Annotated in this window: 16 protein-coding genes and 1 tRNA gene; 4 read left to right on the top strand and 13 right to left on the bottom strand. The window is 68.5% G+C overall.

Annotated elements, in window-relative coordinates:
• Positions 1–513: 513 nt before the first annotated feature.
• The 5 genes from MHY20_RS05115 to MHY20_RS05135 all read right to left on the bottom strand — a co-directional run bounded on the left by MHY20_RS05115 (position 514) and on the right by MHY20_RS05135 (position 4534).
• Positions 514–586: transfer RNA gene (locus MHY20_RS05115), tRNA-Arg, on the bottom strand.
• Between the two features lie 94 nt (positions 587–680).
• Positions 681–1931: a hypothetical protein gene (locus MHY20_RS05120; RefSeq protein ID WP_239375407.1), complete on the bottom strand. Its 1251-nt coding sequence runs from the start codon at positions 1929–1931 to the stop codon at positions 681–683.
• A 252-nt stretch (positions 1932–2183) separates the two neighbouring features.
• Complete coding sequence (locus MHY20_RS05125) at positions 2184–3248, bottom strand: hypothetical protein (protein WP_239375408.1); 1065 nt, start codon at positions 3246–3248, stop codon at positions 2184–2186.
• A gap of 168 nt (positions 3249–3416) precedes the next feature.
• Positions 3417–4262 (bottom strand): SGNH/GDSL hydrolase family protein, encoded by an 846-nt coding sequence (locus MHY20_RS05130; protein WP_183376022.1) that lies wholly within the window; start codon positions 4260–4262, stop codon positions 3417–3419.
• Positions 4259–4534, bottom strand: coding sequence for a cell division protein CrgA (locus tag MHY20_RS05135; RefSeq protein ID WP_183376024.1), 276 nt, complete (start codon positions 4532–4534; stop codon positions 4259–4261). Before MHY20_RS05135 ends, MHY20_RS05130 begins: the two co-directional genes overlap by 4 nt.
• 123 nt (positions 4535–4657) lie before the next feature.
• On the opposite strand from MHY20_RS05135, the gene MHY20_RS05140 reads away from it, so the two are divergent.
• Together MHY20_RS05140 and MHY20_RS05145 are read left to right on the top strand one after the other, a co-directional pair.
• Complete coding sequence (locus tag MHY20_RS05140) at positions 4658–5359, top strand: class E sortase (protein WP_239375409.1); 702 nt, start codon at positions 4658–4660, stop codon at positions 5357–5359.
• 1 nt (position 5360) lies between these two features.
• A complete protein-coding gene (locus MHY20_RS05145; protein ID WP_239375410.1) occupies positions 5361–5540 on the top strand; it encodes a hypothetical protein in 180 nt (59 codons plus the stop codon).
• Positions 5541–5571: 31 nt separating this feature from the next.
• Here the strand turns inward: MHY20_RS05145 and MHY20_RS05150 are convergent, their stop codons facing one another.
• Genes MHY20_RS05150 through MHY20_RS11735 form a run of 8 tightly spaced genes read right to left on the bottom strand, consistent with a single transcriptional unit; the run spans position 5572 to position 15265 of the window.
• Positions 5572–6300, bottom strand: a complete 729-nt coding sequence (locus tag MHY20_RS05150) for a gamma-glutamyl-gamma-aminobutyrate hydrolase family protein (protein WP_183376031.1) — start codon at positions 6298–6300, stop codon at positions 5572–5574.
• Entirely contained in the window at positions 6300–8549 is a 2250-nt protein-coding gene (gene pknB / locus MHY20_RS05155; protein ID WP_239375411.1) for a Stk1 family PASTA domain-containing Ser/Thr kinase, read from the bottom strand. Before pknB ends, MHY20_RS05150 begins: the two co-directional genes overlap by 1 nt.
• Entirely contained in the window at positions 8546–9877 is a 1332-nt protein-coding gene (locus MHY20_RS05160; protein ID WP_239375412.1) for a serine/threonine-protein kinase, read from the bottom strand. The genes pknB and MHY20_RS05160 overlap by 4 nt, the downstream gene beginning before the upstream one ends.
• The gene (locus tag MHY20_RS05165) at positions 9874–11319 is read right to left on the bottom strand and encodes a penicillin-binding transpeptidase domain-containing protein (protein WP_239375413.1); all 1446 of its coding nucleotides are present in this window, start codon (positions 11317–11319) and stop codon (positions 9874–9876) included. The genes MHY20_RS05160 and MHY20_RS05165 overlap by 4 nt, the downstream gene beginning before the upstream one ends.
• Positions 11316–12698 (bottom strand): FtsW/RodA/SpoVE family cell cycle protein, encoded by a 1383-nt coding sequence (locus MHY20_RS05170; RefSeq protein ID WP_239375414.1) that lies wholly within the window; start codon positions 12696–12698, stop codon positions 11316–11318. Before MHY20_RS05170 ends, MHY20_RS05165 begins: the two co-directional genes overlap by 4 nt.
• Entirely contained in the window at positions 12698–14062 is a 1365-nt protein-coding gene (locus tag MHY20_RS05175; RefSeq protein WP_239375415.1) for a Stp1/IreP family PP2C-type Ser/Thr phosphatase, read from the bottom strand. The genes MHY20_RS05170 and MHY20_RS05175 overlap by 1 nt, the downstream gene beginning before the upstream one ends.
• Positions 14059–14562, bottom strand: a complete 504-nt coding sequence (locus tag MHY20_RS05180) for an FHA domain-containing protein (protein ID WP_183376043.1) — start codon at positions 14560–14562, stop codon at positions 14059–14061. The genes MHY20_RS05175 and MHY20_RS05180 overlap by 4 nt, the downstream gene beginning before the upstream one ends.
• 4 nt (positions 14563–14566) lie before the next feature.
• Positions 14567–15265, bottom strand: a complete 699-nt coding sequence (locus tag MHY20_RS11735; protein WP_183376045.1) for a DUF3662 and FHA domain-containing protein — start codon at positions 15263–15265, stop codon at positions 14567–14569.
• A gap of 185 nt (positions 15266–15450) precedes the next feature.
• Between MHY20_RS11735 and MHY20_RS05190 the strand changes: the two genes are divergently transcribed.
• Both MHY20_RS05190 and MHY20_RS05195 read left to right on the top strand, forming a co-directional pair.
• Positions 15451–16620: an NAD-dependent epimerase/dehydratase family protein gene (locus MHY20_RS05190; RefSeq protein WP_239375416.1), complete on the top strand. Its 1170-nt coding sequence runs from the start codon at positions 15451–15453 to the stop codon at positions 16618–16620.
• Positions 16617–18167, top strand: a complete 1551-nt coding sequence (locus tag MHY20_RS05195; protein WP_239375417.1) for a glycosyltransferase family 1 protein — start codon at positions 16617–16619, stop codon at positions 18165–18167. The genes MHY20_RS05190 and MHY20_RS05195 overlap by 4 nt, the downstream gene beginning before the upstream one ends.
• Positions 18168–18300 lie beyond the last annotated feature (133 nt).

Consider the following 18300-nt stretch of genomic DNA (forward strand, 5'->3'; position numbering starts at 1 on the left):
GAATCCCCGGCCCCCCCCCGGGCCATCGCGCCGGCGCCCGCCGCTGTCTCCAGCCGGCCCCGGTCATCGCGCCGGTGCCCGCCGCTGTCCCCAGCCGGCCCCGGTCATCCCAATCGAAAGCGACTTTTTTGCGGTAAGCACCCTGCCGATCCGCAAAAAAGTCGCTTTCGTTTCTGGCCCCGTCGGGTCTCTGGCCCCTGGGTTTCTGACACCGCCGGGTCCCCCGGCTCGCCGCCGCGCTGCCCAGATCTTCGATGCGCTGGCTGCAGAGTTCGCTGGATGTGCCGAATTCGGGCTCGATAGCGAACATCCGTCGAATTCTGCGGCTGGGCGGGGCCGTCGAACTGCGCAGCCGATCCTCCTCGGCCGTTGCGGCGAAGATTCGGACTGCGTTGCGGCGAGCCTTCGGGCCCCTGCGGCGAGCGCCCTCCGAGCACTGCGAAGCAACGGACGGGGCCACGGGCAACGAGAAAAGCCCCGAGATCGTGGTGATCTCGGGGCTTCTCAGCACTGCGCGCCCGGAGGGATTCGAACCCCCAACCTCCTGATCCGTAGTCAGGTGCTCTATCCGTTAAGCTACGGGCGCTTGCCGTTTCCGACCTTCTCAACATTACTCGAGTTGGTGAGTCGATGCCAATCGAAGGCCGGGCGGCGGGTCCTACATCACAAAGAGCGTCGTCTCATCGGCGCGGGCGCTGCGGGGTCGGCGGAGACTGCAGGTCGCCCGGGCGGTGCGGCTGCTGCGGGGGCATCGCGGTGTTCGGCGCGAGCGGCTGCTGGCCCGTGGGAGCCTGCGGCGCCGGAGCGGCCGACGGGGCCTGAGAGGCGGACGGTGCCTGTGCCGCCGACGGGGCCTGAGAGGCGGACGGTGCCTGTGCCGCCGACGGGGCCTGCGGTGCCTGCGGCTGGCCCGGCATCATCGGCTGCTGGGGTGCAGCGGAGGGCTGGCCGGTCGCGTACTGCTGGCCCGACGCCTGCGGTGCCGGAGCGGCCGACTGAGCCTGCGGTGCCGACTGAGCCTGCGGGCCCGACTGAACCTGCGGAGCTGACGGAGCCTGAGGGTACGCCTGCGCCTGCGGCTGGCCCGGTGCCTGCGGGTGCTGAGGGTGCTGAGGGTGCTGCGGTGCAGCGACCGCGGCTGCACCTGCTCCAGCCTGGTGCGGCGCATGCGCACCGCCCTGGCCCGGAGCTGCGGGGGAACCCGTCGGCTGCTTCCCCTGACCCCCGCGGCGCCTGCGGAGGAAGAAGAACGCCGCCGCGGCCAGTGCTGCCAGCAGCAGAAGAACGAGCAGGGTGGTGACGATCGCACCCCATGGGAAGCCGCTCTTCACCTCGGACTTGATGTTGACGCCCTGGGTGAGCAGATCGTGCAGATTGGTGATCCGGACGGTGTCGCCGTCGATCTCGCCGCTGACGCTGGAGAGCACCTTCCCCGGCATGGTGATCTCAACATCGACCTTCGCATCGTCGAGATCGATGCCGTGCTCCCGTGCATTCTTGACGAGGTCGTTCCACTCGTCCTCACTGATCCGCTGACCCTCATCCGTGACGAGGCGCAGAGCCTTGCCGTTCTCCTCCTCGGTCAGCATCTCCTTGATCATGTCGTGCTTGCCCTCATATTCGATGCGGCAACCGGAGCCGCCACCCGACGTGACGGGGGTGACCCTCAATCCGGGTGTGTTCGGTTCTTCGGCTTTGGTGTCCTCGCAGAACTCCGCGACGGAATCTCTGTTGAACGCCATCGCGGCAGCGGTCTTCTGGTCGACCTTCAGAGTGAGGTCGATGGAGACCGTGGACTCGTCCTCGAAATCGACTTCTCCCTTCAGCTCACCGCACGCGGCGAGGGTGAGGAGCAGCAGCGGTGCCAGGAGCACAGCGAGGAGACGACGCCAGGCGGCGCGGGGTGGGTGCGCGGGGGAGGAGAGGTGCATGAGCGCGGGCCTTCTTGACAGGGACGAGCGGGGCCCGTGAGCGCGGGCCGACGGATGCCGGCTTCCCGACCAACCGGGAGCCTCACGATTGTCCATTATAGGCCGATTTCACCGGAGCGGGAACGGCCAGGGCGCCGCCCCGTCGACCGAAGTCGACGAAGCGGCGCCCTGTGCGCGGAACTCACGGCAGCGGCCCGCCCCCGATGGAACGGAGGCGGGCCGCGTCAGGTGAGCGGGATGACCGCTGTCTGATCAGTTGGTGCCGGGGCCCTGCCACTGCGGGCCGGGGTTCTGGGATCCGGAGCCGGGCTGGCCGGGCTGGTTGCCGAAGCCGTCCTGGCCGCCGAAGCCCTGCTGGCCAGGCTGACCCGGCTGACCGGGCTGCGAGCCGAAGCCCTGCTGCTGGCCGCCGAAGTTCGGCTGACCCGGCTGGTTGCCGAAGTTCGGCTGGCTGGGCTGGTTGTTGGCGCTGGGCTGGCCCTGCTGACCGAAGCCCTGCTGGTTGAAGCCCTGCTGGCTGTTCTGGTTGCCGAACGGACCGGAGGAGCCGCCGGCGGCGTGGGTGCCGAACGGTGCCGGAGCAGAGGGCTTGTTCTTCTTCTTGCGGGACAGGAAGAAGAAGATCAGCGCGGCGATCGCCAGAAGAGCGAGGAGCGCGAGCACGGCGAGCACGATGATCACGATCATCCACGGGAAGCTGCTCGTCTCTGCCTTCACATCAATGCCCTTGGTCATCAGTTCCTTGGGATCGGTGATGCGGACCTTGTTGCCCTCCGCCTTGCCGCTGGCGGTCTCCACGACCTTGCCCGGCATGGTGATAGTGATGTCGGTGGTGAAGCCGGAGGCGTCCAGGCCCATCCGCTCCATGTCCTGAATCGCCCGCTCCCACTCGTCGGCGCTGACGGTGGAGTCGCCGATCTTGAAGCGGAGGTACTTGCCGTCCTCTTCCTCGGTCAGGGCGGAGTTGTTGGCTTCGGCTTCGCCGTCGCCCTTGAAGTTGCAGCCGATGCGGTCGCCGTCGTCCTTCGGGGACACCTTGACGAAGTCAGCGCTGGTGATGCCCATCTGGGACTTCAGCGAGGTGCACAGTGCATCGGACGAATTGCCGACGCCGAGGGTGGAGGCGGCTTGTTTGTCGAGGGAGATCGTCATATCGATCGACGCCTGCTTGGCCGACTTGATCTCGATGTCGCCCTTGACCTCACCGCAGGCCGCGAGGGCGACCAGCAGGAACGGGGCGATCAGGATGGAGAGGAGTCGGCGCCAGGTGAGGCGCGGGCGGGTGCGCCGCGCGGGCGCAGGGGATGCTGTGGTCATGAGGATGGCTTTCTCTTTCGGGGAGAGGGTCACGATCGTGGGACGGTGCCCAAGCTCGAGCGCTGGCAGATCTCATCGCAGCTGGGAACACTATAAACACGATGTGGTGTCCATCGCGGTGGGGACTGTGGGTCCTTCGCCCCGCCGGCGGGAGCGGGGCCGACGGGTTCAGTCCTCGCCCGGCACCTGATCCAGCTCGCCGGTGTCCGCGCCGGGGGCCATCGGTGCACCGAACACGGGCTTCGCGGTGGGGCGCTTCGGCGTCATCCCGTCACCGGAGGACTGCCGACGGATGCGCCGCAGAACCCACGGGCCGAAGAACTCCTTGGCCCACACGAGGTCCTCGCGACGCGCCTCGCGCCACTCCTTCCGCGGCGCCGCCTCCGGCATCTCGCTCGTGAGGTCGTTGTCCACGCCCAGCACGTTCAGCACCTCGCGGGCGATGGTGTGGTGCCCGAGCGGGGAGAAGTGCAGACGGTCCGGCGCCCACATGTCCTCGCGGGTCAGTTCGCGCAGGGACCACAGGTCCACCACGAACGTGCTGTACCGCTTCGCGATGGCGCGGATGTTCTCGTTGTAGATGGCGGTGCGGCCGCGGATCATGCGGAACACGGGGGTGCTGCCCACGTCCGGGCCCGTCCACAGGATGATGTCCGCACCGGTGGTGGCGAGGCGGCCGACGGCTTCGTCGATGTGACCGGCGATCTCATCCGGGTCGCCGCGGCGGATCACGTCATTGCCGCCGGCGAAGAAGCTCACCAGGTTCGGGGACAGGTCGATCGCGGGCTCGATCTGCTCGTCGATGATCTGCCGGTACAGGCGGCCGCGGATCGCGAGGTTCGCGTAGGAGAAGTCGTCGGTGCCGGCGGTGAGCTGCTCGGCGACCCGGTCGGCCCAGCCGCGCACACCGCCGACGACTGTCTCGTCGGCATCCCCGATCCCTTCGGTGAAGGAGTCGCCGATCGCGACGAACCGCGTCCACGGGTGGGAGGATTCGGCGGGGCTCATCGTCATCGCCAGTTCGTCAGCAGTGCGCCGCCGAGCATGATCAGGCCGAGGCCCACCGCCAGGTTCCAGTCACCGATCGGCAACGGGTACTGGGCGGCCGACACGTAGTACACCACCATGTACAGAAGACCGAGCACCAGCAGCGTCATCGCCACCGGCACCAGCCAGCGCGGCGATGGCTTCGGTCCGAGTTCGCGGGCGCCCCTCTGAGCGGCGGCTTCATCGCGCGCGCGGGCTGCGCGGCGCCCCGCCGACGGCGCGGACGTGTCCTTGGCCATGCCTCACCTTCCTGTTGCAGAGACTCCCACTAGAGTAGCGAACGCATCCACAGACGAAAGGCACAGCATGCACCCGTTCTGCACCCGCGCTGAGCGCGCGAGCGCACAGGAAGCGTCACGCCGATGAGGGCGGGGGCATCGCGCGTCGTCGGCATCCTCGGCGAGGTGATGATCACCGTCGGAGTGCTGCTCGGACTGTTCGTGGTGTGGCAGCTCTGGTGGACCGATGTCATCGCCGACCAGGAGCATTCCGACATCATCGCCGCCTCCGAGGACATGTGGGGCCGTCCCCCGCAGAAGATCGCACCCCCGGAGTCCGGCCCGCCGCCGGTGGCGAAGCCCGGCGCTGAGAACCAGGTGTGGGGCACCCTCCACATCCCCAAGTTCGACAAGGTGTCGTCGCCCATCGCCGAGGGTACCTCCATGACCGAGGTGCTGAATGTCAAGGGCAACGGCCACTACCGCGAGACCGCGGTCCCCGGTGAGAACGGCAACTTCTCCATCGCGGGTCACCGCTCCACCTACGGCCGTCCCCTCCACGACATCGCCCGCCTCAAGGAGGGCGACCCGGTCATCGTGGAGACCGCCGAAGCGTTCTACGTCTACCGAGTCACGAGCGATCAGATCACCATGCCGTCCGCGATCGAAGTGATCGCCCCCGTCCCGAACAAGCCGGGGGAGGAGCCGACGGAGCAGTTCATGACCATGACCGCCTGCCACCCGATGTACTCCGCGCGTGAACGCTACATCGTGCACGCGAAGTTCGATCACTGGGTGGACCGCAAGAAGGGCATTCCGCAGGAGCTCGAAGGAAAGGTGTTCTGACATGTACGGACCGCTCTGGCGTACCCTGCCCGGCCCGTGGTGGGTGAAGGCCCTGATCGTGCTCGTCCTCGTGCTGGCGATCGTCGCCGTCCTGTTCATGTGGGTGTTCCCGATCGTGGCGCTGTACATGCCGTTCAACGACAACACCGTGGGTGCGCCGCTGCCGCTGCCGGTCAGCTGAGGCCGCGCCTGAGGCCACGGCGCCGACGGGTTCAGCCGATGAGCGGCCGCAGACCCTCCGCGCGCCGCGCAGCGTCAGCAGTGGGGGCGCCCTCGGCGAGCTGCAGGAACACGGCCAGCATATGGTGGCCGCCCTCCGTCAGCACCGACTCCGGGTGGAACTGCACCGCATGCAGCGGCAGCTCCCGGTGCGCAATGCCCTGAATGGAGCCGTCTTCCGCGGACGCCGTCACCTCCAGGCAGACCGGCAGCGTCTCCGGCACAACCGCGAGCGAGTGATACCGGGTCGCAGTCAGCGGTGACGCGAGCCCTTCGAACACGCTCCGTTCCTCGTGCGTGATCGCGCAGGTGCGGCCGTGCATCAGATTCGGCGCATGCGCGACGGTCGCTCCGAACAGCTGCGCCAGCGCCTGCAGGCCCAGGCACACCCCCAGCATCGGGGTACCGGTGCGGGCACAGGCCTCGATCACCTCGAGGGAGCGGCCAGCCGTGTCCGGGTTCCCGGGGCCCGGGGAGATGAGGACACCGTCGAACTCGGTGGGGTCCAGATCCGCGTGGTCATGGCGGCGAACGGTGCAGTCGGCGCCCATCTGCTCCAGGTAGCCGACGATCGTGAACACGAATGAGTCGTAGTTGTCGACCACGAGGATGCGCGGGCCGGCGGGGTCGGCGGAAGAGTCCGGGCCGGCGACGCCGCGCGGCTCGGCAGCCGCTTCTGGGCCGGCGGCACCGTCAGCAGATCGGGGATCGTCCGTCCGCATCAGCCGTTGCCGTTGCCGTTGCCCTGGCCGAGCCCGGGCTTGTCCGACGGCGGACCGCCCTTGCCGTTGCCATTGCCCTGTCCATTGCCCTTCTTCCCAGATGCGCCGTTGTCAGTGGTCTGCGTGGGGCTCGGAGAATCCGTCGGCTTCGGAGACGTCTCGGTCGGGCTCGGCGACGGCTCCGGAGTCGGCGACGGGGTCGGAGTCGGCGTTGGCTTCTCCTCCGGGCCGCTGGAGACGATGATCGTGACCGTCGAGTTCGGCTCCACCTTCTCGTTCGCCTTCGGCTCGGTGCGGATCACCCTGCCCTTCGGCACCGAATCGCTCGCCTCCTGCTTCACCTCGACACCGAACCCGGCGTCCGAGAGCTTCTTGCGCGCCTCATCCAGGGTCGCGCCCGTGACGTTCGGCAGCGCCTTCGGGCCCTGCTCCTTCGCCACGACGATGCGCACCGTGGACCCGGAGTCCAGCATCTCGCCGGCCTCCGGCGACTGCTCCAGGACCGTGCCCGGCGTCTGCTCCGGATCCTCCTTCTCGGACACGTCCACAGTGAACCCTGCATCGGACAGCGCCGACTCCGCCTGGTCGCGGGACAGGCCCACGACGCTCGGCACCTCAGCCTGACCGGACGCCAGCCACACCTGCACGGTGCCGCCCGTCTCCACGGAGTCACCCGCGGCTGGATCGGACCGGGTCACCGTGTCCTTCTTCGCGTCCTTGACGTCCTCGGTGCCGGCGACCTTCATCGTCAGCCCGGCGTCCTTCAGCAGCTGTTCCGCTTCGCTCTTCGACTTCCCGGACAGGTCCGGCACCTTCGTCTCCGACGGGCCCGAACTGACAGTCACGCTCACCGTGGACCCACGATCCACCTGCGTGCCCACATCGGGCGACACCTCGGACACCTGGCCATCGGGCACATCGTTCGACGGCTTGAGGTCGAACTTCGGGTTCAGGCCGGCCGCCTGCAGCTCCGTCCGGGCCTCCGCCTCGGACACGCCGATGATCGCCGGCACCTGCACCTGTTCAACGGCAGGATCGCCGGACTTGCCGAGCTGCCACCACAGGGCGAGCCCCGCAACAGCCAGCACGGCCAGACCGATCAGCGCCCACAGCAGAACCGGGGTCCGGTCCCGACGGCGCTCCTCAACAGCCGCCCCGTTGGCCGTGGCCGGCTCAGCGGCGCTCGAGTGCGCGTGCGCAGCGCCCGCCCCGGCGACCCCGGCCGCGGCAGTGGAACCGGCGGCGACCGCGGCACCCGGCCCGGTCGTCGGAATCAGCTGGGTGGCCGACAGACGCTCCGTCGGCTGATCAGCGGGCGCGAGCGCCTGCGTGGGCGCGTCCACGGGAGCGCCACCACCGGCGTAGGCGGCGGGCAGCTCAGCCGACGGCTGCCGGCCCGCGGCCACGGCCGCGATGTCGCGGGAGAACGCGAGTGCGCTCTGATAGCGCTCATCGCGGTCCTTCGCCAGGCCCTTCAGGATCACGGCGTCCATCGCCGGCGAAATGCTCGGGTTGAACGTGGAGGGACGCTCCGGCAGCTCACGTACATGCTGGTACGCGATCGACACCGGCGAATCGCCCTGGAACGGCGGGCGACCGCACAGCAGCTCGTACAGGACCACGGCAGCGGAGTACACGTCCGAGCGGGCATCGACCTGCTGGCCGCGCGCCTGCTCCGGCGACAGGTACTGCGCCGTCCCCATCACGGCGGACGTCTGCGTCATGTTGTTCGTGGCTTCAGCGACAGCACGGGCGATGCCGAAGTCCATCACCTTCACCGCACCGGCCTTGTCGATCATGATGTTGCCGGGCTTGATGTCGCGGTGCACGATGCCGTGGCGGTGCGAATACTCCAGCGCCGACAGCACCCCGGCCATGATCTCGGACGCCTGATGGACGTCCATCGGGTGCTCCTCGTTCACGCTGGAGCGCAGGGTCTCACCCTCCACGTACTCCATCACGATGTACGGGATGGTCACCTCGGTGCCGTTGGGCTCGGTCTTCACATCCTCGCCGGTGTCGTACACGGCGACGATCGCGGGATGGTTCAGGCTCGCAGCGCTCTGCGCTTCACGGCGGAACCGCTCCTGGAAGTGCTCGTCCTGCGCGAACTCGCTGCGGAGGACCTTGACGGCAACGGTGCGGTGCAGGCGCGTGTCGGTGGCGAGCAGCACTTCAGCCATGCCGCCGCGCCCCAGGAGGCGGCCGATCTCGTAGCGGCCGTTGAGGAGCATCGTCGACTCAGTCACCGTTCACCCGTCCTTATTCCTTCGCCGGCCAGCACCGATCCGTCCGTCAATCCTACGTGCTCCCAGCCCAACGACATGCCTCCCTGCGAAACAAGGATTGCCAGCGCCACACCGATGATGATCACGGTCAGCACCACGATCAGCGGCAGCACCAGGGAGGACGACTTCTGCGACCGCTGCGCCTCCCGCACGGTGCGGACCCCGTCGGGCCGCCGCGCCGAATGATCCGGTGCCGGGTTCGCACTCAGCGCCGAGTTCGCACTCAGCGACTCCGCCGAGCCCGTGCGCGCCGGATTGGCGCTCAGCGCCGAATTCGACGACGCCGCGCCCGACGCGCTCGGCGCCGCAGCCGACCGCACCGACACCGACCGGGGCTTGCCCAGCAGCGGCATTGCGGCGGTGCGCGTGCCCGTCGGAGAGATCGGGCTGTCGTCCTTCTGCTTGCGCTCACCCGTCTTCTGCGGGCCCGTCGCCACCGGCCCGGCGGCGAACCGCGGCTGCTCACCGCGTTCGAGCTCGTCGAGGATCCGCGCCACGGCCGACGCCGACCGCGGGCGGTTCGCCGGTGCCTTTGCCAGCATCATCATCACCAGAGTGCGCATGTCCTCACTGATCGTGGAGGGCAGCTCCGGCGGTGGCTGCTTCACCTGCGCCATCGCGATCTCCACCTGGCTGGTGCCGGTGAACGGCCGCTCACCGGTCAGCATCTCGTAGGTGACGATGCCGAGGGCGTACACGTCCGAGAGGCTGGTCGCCTGCTTGCCCATCGCCTGCTCCGGCGCAAGGTACTGGGCCGTGCCCATCACCAGGCCGGTCTTCGTCAGCCGCGCCTGCTCATTGGAGCGGGCGATGCCGAAGTCCGTCACCTTGATCGCCCAGCCGTTCGCCTCATCCACCAGGATGTTCTCCGGCTTCACGTCACGGTGCACCACGCCCTTCACGTGCGCGGCGTCCAGGGCTCGGGCGAGCTCGCGGATCACGGTGGTCACGCGGGCCTCATCGATGCCGTTCGGGTTCTCCTCGATGATGTCCGACAGCGGGCGCCCGGGCGCCAGCTCCATCACGATGTAGGCGCGGCCGTCGAGCTCGCCGTAGTCGTACAGTGCGGCGATCGAGTCGTGCGCGAGCGCGGCGGTGTGGCGGGCCTCCGCCCGGAACCGCTTCAGGTAGCCCTCTTCGCCGGCGAACTCCTCGCGCAGCACCTTCACGGCCACGGTGCGGTCCAGGTCCTTGTCCAGGCCTTCCCACACCTGGCCCATGCCGCCGGTGGCGATGAGGCGGGTGAGCTCGTAGCGTCCTTCGAGGACAAGCCCCTTCTTGGTCTTCACCTCTCGTACCTCGCCTTCATGACGTCACGTGCAATGGGGGCAGCCACGCGGCTGCCGTATCCGCCCTCTTCGACGATGACCGCGATGGCCACCTTCTTCTGACCATCGGATGCGTAGCCGACGAACCAGGAGTGCGCCTTCTTCCCGCGCTCCCACTCGGCGGTGCCGGTCTTGCCGCCCACCTCGAGGCCGTCGATCCGGGCCGCGCCGCCGGTGCCGTCCTCGACGGTCGCCTGCATCATCTCGCGCATCTGCGCGGCGTTAGACGCCGACAGCGGCTGCGACATGCGCTTCGGGGTCATCGTGGACACCTGGGTCAGCGACGAGGTGCGCACACCCTTGACGACCTGCGGCTCCATCACGACGCCGTCGTTCGCGAACGACGCTGCGACCATCGCCATCTGCATCGGGGTCACACGGGTCTCGTACTGGCCGATGGACGTCATCGCCAGCTGCGCATCGTCCATGTCAGTGGCGATGTGCGACGGCGCGACCTTCATCGGAATGTACTGCTCCTGCCCGAAGCCGTAGTCCTTCAGGGTGGCGGCGAGCTTGTCCTCGCCGAGCTTCACACCCAGCATCGCGAACGACGTGTTGCAGGACTGCTGCATGGCGGCCTGGAGGGAGGACTCGTTGTTCGGTCCGCAGGCGGTGCGGTCACCGCCGGAGAAGTTCGTCATGGTGGAGTTCGAGTTCGGCAGCCGGTAGGAACCGGGACCGGGCACCACGGAGTCCTTCGTGTACCCGCCGTCCTGCAGCGCTGAGGCCGCGACCAGCAGTTTGAACGTGGAGCCTGCGGGATACAGGTTGCCGGAGATGGCGCGGTTGCGCAGCGGACGATCCGGGTCCTCCTGCAGGCGCTTCCAGTTCTCCGCGACCTTCGTGGTGTCATGCCCGGCGAGGTCGTTCGGGTTGAACGTGGGGGAGGAGACGAGGGCGAGCACCGCACCGGTCTCCGGGTCGAGGGCCACCACGGCGCCCTTGCGCCCGTCCAGCGAATCCACGGCCGCCTTCTGCATCGCCGGGTCGATCGTCAGCTCCACGGTGGCGCCGCGGGCAGGCCGACCGGAGATCAGGTCCCGCACGCGCTGGTAGAAGAGCGCGTCGGCGTCACCGCTGAGCTCCTTCTGCATCGCGGCCTCGATGCCGCTGAAGCCGTACACGACCGAGTAGTATCCGGTGACGGAGGAGTAGGTGCGGGCCGGGTCGTAGGACCGCTGGTAGCCGTAGTTGTCGTTCACCTGGGTGGAGGTGGCGACCGCTTCGCCGTCCACCACGATGGGGCCGCGGGCGCGGCCGTACTCGTTGTAGATGGCGCGGGCGTTGCGGGAGTCGGCGCTCAGCTCGTGGGTGCGGATCGCCTGGAAGTACGTGGAGGAGCCGAACAGCAGGAGGAACAGCACCGCCAGCACGAGCGACACGTGGCGCAGGGGCTTGTTCATGCGGCGGTCGCCTCCTCAACCTTCTTCGCGGACGCCTTGTCCAGGGTGCGCGCCGCTGGTCGCCGGGCGGCGTCGGACAGTTTGATCAGCAGCGCGATGATGATCCAGTTCGCCACCAGGGACGAACCACCGGCCGCCATGAACGGGAGCGTGAGGCCGGTCAGCGGCACCACGCGGGTCACTCCGCCCACCACGATGAAGATCTGCAGGCCGATGGAGAAGGCGAGGCCGGCGGCGAGGAGCTTGCCGAACCCGTCGGGCATGCCGATAGCGGCGCGCAGGCCGCGCTGCACGAGGATGCCGTACAGCATCAGCAGCGCGAACACGCCGATCAGGCCGAGCTCCTCACCGAGGGAGGCGAAGATGTAGTCGGACTGGGCGAAGGGGACGAGGTCCTGGCGGCCCTGCCCGAGGCCGGTGCCGATCAGGCCGCCGTTGGCGAGGCCGTAGATGCCGTTGTTGATCTGGCCGCAGTTCGCGAAGTTCGCAGACGACATCGGGTCGAGCCAGCATTCGAGGCGGCGCTGCACATGCGACAGCTTCGTCACGGACAGCAGCGCCGGCGGGGTGAACATGGCGGCGCCGATGATCAGCCACGACAGGCGGTCCGTGGCGGTGTACAGCATCACCACGAACAGGCCGAAGAACAGCAGCGAGGTGCCGAGGTCGTTCTGGAACACGAGCACCGCGGTGGCGCACAGCCAGGCGCCGAGGATCGGGCCGAAGTCCGCCCAGCGGGGCAGGGTGACGCCGAGGATGCGAGGCCCCGCGAGGGCGAGGGTGTCGCGGCGGGACACGAGGAAGCCGGCGAAGAAGATCGCGAACATGATCTTGGCGATCTCGGCGGGCTGGAACGAGTAGGAGCCGATGCGGATCCAGATGCGGGCGCCGTAGCTGGCGGAGCCGATGATCGGCATCAGCGGCAGCAGCAGAAACGCCAGGCCCACAGCGCCGGTGATCCACGTGTACCGCCGCATGGTGCGGTGGTCCCGCACGATGAAGAACACGAGCAGCGCCAGCGCCATCGCGATCCCCGTCCACATCACTTGGCGGGAGGAGAAGCCGTGGCCCCAGCGGGTGAACTCCTCGTACACGAGGTCCACGCTGCGGATCTCGGCGAGGCCCACCATGTTCAGCAGGACGGTGACGGGCAGGATCAGCGGGTCCGCGAACGGGGCGCGGACAGCGACGACGCCGGCGAGCACCAGGGCGACGGCGCTGACGATGCCGATCTCCCAGAGCGTCTCGGGCTGGATCTCGTCCCGTCGGCCGAAGTCGACCATCAGCAGCGCTCCCGCGCCGAGCACGAGGGCGGCGACGGTCAGCGCCGCCAGCAGCAGACGGCGCGTTCGGGCCTGGTAGGTGACGACTGTTGCCATCAGATCCGGCCCTCAGCGGTCGGGGCGTCGGCGGCGGGGCCCGCAGCCGGCGAGGACTCGCTCGGGCTGGCGGGCGCGGAGGGGGAAGCCGACGGGGTCGCGCTCGTGGATGGGGTCGGGGAGGCCGACGGGGTCGGGCTCGGCGACGGCTCCGGCGGAGTGGCCTCGGTCTTCAGTTCGGCGACGATCCGCTCCGCGTCCTTCAGGTCGTTCGCCACGATGGTGGACTTCACCTGGGTCTGCGTGATGGGGCGCAGGTCCTTCACGGGGATGCCGGTGTCGGTCTCCACGCTGCTGAGACTGATCGGGCCCAGGTCCTGCGGGACGCCGCGGTAGATCTGCACGGTGGTGCCGTCGGTGCCCACGTAGTACTGGTCCTGCGTCCAGGAGTAGCCGAACCAGGCGGCACCGGTCAGCAGAATCGCGAGCAGCGCCGCGGCGGCGATGGCGGGCCAGGGACCGCGGCGGGGCGGCTCCTCGGTCTCGAAGTCCTCATCCTCATAGGGCGCGGATTCGCGGGTGAGGGCGGCGGCGCGGGCAGCGGGCCCGGTGGCCTGGGTGGGACGGTTGCGGTCGATCGCGGCGGCGCCGACGACCTGCGTCTTCGTCGACGGCAGATCCTCGGTGCGGCGGATCTGGTCGAGGTCGACCACGTCGGCGACGATCGCGGTGATGTTGTCGGGGCCGCCGGCGCGCAGGGCCAGCTCGATGAGGTGATCGGCGCACTCCTCGACGTCGTCGATCTCGCGCAGGCTCGCGTCGATCGTGTCGTGGCTGACCACACCGGAGAGGCCGTCGGAGCACAGGAGCCAGCGGTCGCCCACGTTCGCGGGGCGCAGGGAGAGGTCGAGCTCGGGGTCGGTGTCCAGATCGCCGAGGACCCGCATGATGATGGAGCGCTGCGGGTGGCGCTCCGCTTCTTCGGGGGTGAGGCGGCCTTCGTCGATGAGGCGCTGCACGAAGGTGTGGTCCTTCGTGACCTGGTGCGTTTCGCCGTCGCGCACCACGTAGGCGCGGGAATCGCCGATGTGGGCGAGCGCGAACTTGCCCTCGGCGCGCAGCAGAGCAGTGACGGTGGTGCCCATGCCGCTGAGCAGCGGCTCTTCACGGGCGCGGCGCACGATGGAGCGGTCCGCTTCCAGGATCGCGGTTTCGAGCCCGGCCACGATGTCGGTCGCGGGGGCATCGGCCTCCAGCTGAATGAGGCGGGCGATCGCGAGGGACGAAGCGACGTCACCGCCGGCGTGTCCGCCCATGCCGTCGGCCACCACCAGCAGGTGGGGCCCCGCATAGCCGGAGTCCTGATTGTTCGAGCGCACCAGACCGACATCGGTCCTGGCCGCGTAGTGGAGGGCGACTGTCATCGGGGCCCCCGTCGGAGTTCGATGACAGTGCGGCCGATGCGCACCTGCGCACCCGACTTGAACGGCACCGCCTGCGTGATCTGCTGATCGGAGAGCATGGTGCCGTTGGTGGAGCCGAGGTCCTCCACGAACCAGTCGTCCCCGTCGGGGAAGATCCGGGCATGGCGGTTCGAGGCGTAGTCATCATTGAGCACGAGCGTGCATTCGGGCGCGCGGCCGATCAGCACCGGGGACGCACCCAGGCGGATCGTGGTGCCCTTCAGCGGCCCCGCGGTCACCACCAGCGAGGTCGCCACGGCCTCCGGATCGGTGCGCATCTTCGCCAGCTCTTCGGGACTCGTCACGGTCCTCTGCTCACGGCGCTTGTCCTTCCCGCTGCCGCGGGAGATCACCGTGGTGCCGAACAGGTCGTTGCGCAGGATGATCAGGGCGGCCACCACGAACACCCACAGGGCGATGATGAACGCCAGGCGCAGGACGACGATCGTCAGTTCGCTCAAGTCGTCACCACTCCGTTGTGCTCTGCGGCAGGATCACGCTGAGGCGGGTGCGCCCGATGCGGATGGTGGCCCCGTCGGGCAGGGGAGTGGGCGTGGTGACCCGCTCGCCGTTCACGTAGGTGCCGTTGGTGGAGCCGAGGTCCGTCGCGGTCATCGTGCCGCGGTCCACGCGCAGCTCGAGGTGGTGACGGGAGACTCCGGTGTCGTCCAGGATGATGTCGCTGTCGCCGCCGCGGCCGAGCACGGTGACGGGGCCGGTGAGGAGGTACTGCTGGCCGTCGATCTCCAGGATCGGCTGGAACTGCTGGGCGTCCCCGGTGGCGGGTGCGAGGGAGGAGCGTTCGGTGCGGGACTCGGTCTCGAAGCGACCGGCGCGCACCTCGTCATCGCGTTCGATGGTGACGCTGACGTTGCCGACGAAGAGGTAGCGCTGCTTGTCCGCGTGGTCCACGAGGATGTCCTGCAGCTGGTCCTGGAGGGCGTCCTTCCAGGACTCGAACTGGTCGTAGTTCGAGGAGTGCAGGTACAGGAAGTACGTGTTGGGGGCGAGAGTGCGGGCCCGGTCCAGCACGTGGATCTGGTCATCGCACTCACGCTTCAGACCCTGGGCCAGGTCGAGCGGCTTGATCGATCCGCTGCCGCGGTTGAAGACGCTGGCGACGCCTCGGTCGAGCCCGCGTTCGATTCTGTCGAGAAAGCTCACGTTACCTCCGCACGGTGTGGACCCTTCGATCCTATCGCGACGCGCGCGGAGGAACTGGTCGCGATGTGTGCGGGTGGAGTGAAGATGCTGTCACGGCGCCGAATGTGATCCACGGGGCATTCCTGTTGGATCCTCGTCGATGCTCGTTCACCGGGCATTGACCTTGCCTCGGTAACGTGACCCGCGTGAGTAATCTGAATATCGTTGTTGCTGGCGGCGCCGGATTCTGCGGTTGGCCGACAGCCCTTCATCTGTCAGCTCAGGGCCACCGGGTTACCATCGTGGACTCGCTCGTGCGGGAGAGGATCGACGAGGAGCTCGGCTCCAACTCCGTCACCCCGATCGCATCCCTGGAGGAGCGCGTTGAGGCGTGGAAGGAGCTGACCGGACGCACGATCGAGACCCGGATCGGCGACCTCAACGACTGGGACTTCCTCACCGGAGTGTTCCGGGAGGCCACGGACGGCCAGCAGCTGGACGCCTTCGTCCACTTCGCTGAGCAGCGCTCCGCGCCCTACTCCATGATCGACCGCGAGCACGCGATCTACTCCCAGCGCAACAATGTGGAGGGCACCCTCAACGTCCTCTACGCGATGAAGGAGTTCGCTCCGGACGCCCACCTCGTCAAGCTCGGCACCATGGGCGAGTACGGCCAGCCGAACATCGACATCGAAGAGGGCTGGATCGAGATCGAGCACAAGGGTCGGACCGACCGCCTGCCCTTCCCGAAGCAGCCCGGCAGCTTCTACCACCTGTCCAAGGTCCACGACAGCGACAACATCATGTTCGCGTGCCGCATCTGGGGCATCCGCGCCACGGACCTCAACCAGGGCATCGTGTACGGCCTGGACACCGAGCAGACCCGCCTGGACGACCGCCTCGCCAATCGCTTCGACTATGACGCGGTCTTCGGCACCGCCCTGAACCGCTTCATCATTCAGGCGGCCATCGGCCATGACATCACTGTGTACGGCCAGGGCTCCCAGACTCGCGGCTACCTCAACATCGAGGACACGGTGCGCTGCATCGAGATCGCCTGCAACAACCCGGCGGACCGCGGCGAGTTCCGCGTGTTCAACCAGTTCACCGAGCAGTTCTCGGTGCAGGAGCTCGCCGACCGCGTCGCCGCGGTGGCGCGCACCATGGATCTGGACCCCAGCGTGGAGAACATCGAGAACCCGCGCATAGAGAAGTACGACCACTACTACAACGCCGTCAACACCCGGCTCATCGACCTGGGCCTCGAACCGCACCTGCTCACCGACGAGGTCATCGCCGACGCCCTGCGCACCGCACAGCGCTACAGCGACAGGGTCAAGCGGGAACTCGTCCTGCCGAAAGTGACGTGGAAATGAAGGTACTGATCGTCACCGAGACGTTCATTCCCTCCATCGACGGGGTCGTCACCCGTCTGAAGCGACTCATCGACCACCTCATCTCCGAGGGCCACGAGGTCCAGGTCATCGCGCCTGACCTCGGCGCCCGCGTGTACGAAACGGGCGGCCGACGGGTCCTCATCCACGGCGTGCGCGCCGTGAAGACGCCATTCTACAGCCACCGCCCCTGGTCCCTGCCCCTCGTGCAGGCGCGCATCGTCGCCGATCAGGTGGTGCAGGACTTCCGCCCGGACGTCATCCACGCCGTGCAGCCGATCCTGCTGGCCCAGGTCGGCGTGTGGGCGGCGAAGAAGTACGGCATTCCGCTGGCGGCGAGCTACCATACGAACCTCCCGGCGTACCTCGAGCGCTACCCTGCCTGGTCGTGGGGCGCGCCCCTGGTCGGCTGGGCGACCGAGAAGATGCACCGCGACGCCGAGGTCAACATCGCCACCAGCGCCACCGCGCGCTCGGAGCTGATGGCGCAGGGCGTGCGCCGCGTCGATGTGGTGCCGTCGGGCGTGGACACCGAGCTGTACCGCCCGAGCCGCGCCGATGACGAGATGCGCGAGCGCCTCGGCGGTGTGCAGGGCCGACGGCTGCTGCTGTTCGTCGGGCGCCTCGCCGCCGAGAAGGACCTGCACCTGCTGGAGCCGATGATGCGCCGCCGTGACGACATCGCGCTCGCGGTGGTCGGAGACGGCCCCGTTCGCGGGGAACTGGAGCAGCTGTTCGCCGGCACGAACACCACCTTCGCAGGGTTCATGCGCGGCGAGGAGCTGGCGCGCGCGTTCGCCTCGGCTGACGCGTTCGTGTTCCCGTCGGTCACGGAGACCCTGGGGCTGGTGATCCTAGAGGCGAAGGCGAGCGGGCTTCCGGTGATTGCGGCGCGGTCGGGCCCCACGATGGAGCAGATCACCAGCGGTGAGAACGGCATCCTCTTCGATGTTTCCGACTCCGCTGTGCCGGGCGGCTCCCTGGAGCGAGCCGTTGAGCTGCTGGACGATCCGCGTCTGGTGGACCGCGTCCGTGCGGCGGGTCGTGCGGATGCCGAGGAGCATTCGTGGCCGCGCGCCAGTGCCGTGTTCGTGGCCCTGTACGAGAAGGCGATCCGGCGTCATCGTGAGGCGCAGGCCTTCTCCACGGCGTTCGCGGTTGTCGAGCAGGACCTCGCGGACCTCATGGATCGTGCCGAGGCGGAGCGGGCGGCTGAGCAGGGCGCCGGCGATGGGCAGCAGGTCGCTGATGCCGGGCAGGGTGCCGGTGCAGCCGATGCCGCCGACGCTGCCGCCGGCCAGGCCGTCACCTCCGCTTCCGGGACCGGTGCCCGGTCATCCCGCGGCTGGACTGTTGTGCCGGAGACCGTCATGTGGGGCGGCACGGTGACGATCCGCCACCACGACAAGGCCGGTCGCCTGGAGCCGAAGAAGCCGGCCCGCCTGTGGATGGGCAGCGGGGCATCCGCCCGCAGCCCGTTCTTCGCTCCGTCGAAGCGGACCAGCGGCTCCAGCATTCGCACCCGCTGACCTACCGCTGCTGCCCGCCAAGCGATCGCTTACGGGGCTCGCTGCCTCGTCGCTGCAGCGTCGCTCCGAGCCCGCCCAGCCATGGCCCGCGGCGGTTCAACGCAATTCAGCGCTCATTCCAGGCGGAATGGGC

The organism is Helcobacillus sp. ACRRO (assembly GCF_022347125.1).
GTDB lineage: Bacteria > Actinomycetota > Actinomycetes > Actinomycetales > Dermabacteraceae > Helcobacillus > Helcobacillus massiliensis.

Excerpts from the sequence above, each read along its gene's own strand:
- MHY20_RS05120 (WP_239375407.1), bottom strand. The coding sequence starts at position 1,931 with ATGCACCTCTCCTCCCCCGCGCACCCACCCCGCGCCGCCTGGCGTCGT.
- MHY20_RS05125 (WP_239375408.1), bottom strand. The coding sequence starts at position 3,248 with ATGACCACAGCATCCCCTGCGCCCGCGCGGCGCACCCGCCCGCGCCTC.
- MHY20_RS05130 (WP_183376022.1), bottom strand. The coding sequence starts at position 4,262 with ATGACGATGAGCCCCGCCGAATCCTCCCACCCGTGGACGCGGTTCGTC.
- MHY20_RS05135 (WP_183376024.1), bottom strand. The coding sequence starts at position 4,534 with ATGGCCAAGGACACGTCCGCGCCGTCGGCGGGGCGCCGCGCAGCCCGC.
- MHY20_RS05140 (WP_239375409.1), top strand. The coding sequence starts at position 4,658 with ATGAGGGCGGGGGCATCGCGCGTCGTCGGCATCCTCGGCGAGGTGATG.
- MHY20_RS05145 (WP_239375410.1), top strand. The coding sequence starts at position 5,361 with ATGTACGGACCGCTCTGGCGTACCCTGCCCGGCCCGTGGTGGGTGAAG.
- MHY20_RS05150 (WP_183376031.1), bottom strand. The coding sequence starts at position 6,300 with ATGCGGACGGACGATCCCCGATCTGCTGACGGTGCCGCCGGCCCAGAA.
- MHY20_RS05165 (WP_239375413.1), bottom strand. The coding sequence starts at position 11,319 with ATGAACAAGCCCCTGCGCCACGTGTCGCTCGTGCTGGCGGTGCTGTTC.
- MHY20_RS05170 (WP_239375414.1), bottom strand. The coding sequence starts at position 12,698 with ATGGCAACAGTCGTCACCTACCAGGCCCGAACGCGCCGTCTGCTGCTG.
- MHY20_RS05175 (WP_239375415.1), bottom strand. The coding sequence starts at position 14,062 with ATGACAGTCGCCCTCCACTACGCGGCCAGGACCGATGTCGGTCTGGTG.
- MHY20_RS05195 (WP_239375417.1), top strand. The coding sequence starts at position 16,617 with ATGAAGGTACTGATCGTCACCGAGACGTTCATTCCCTCCATCGACGGG.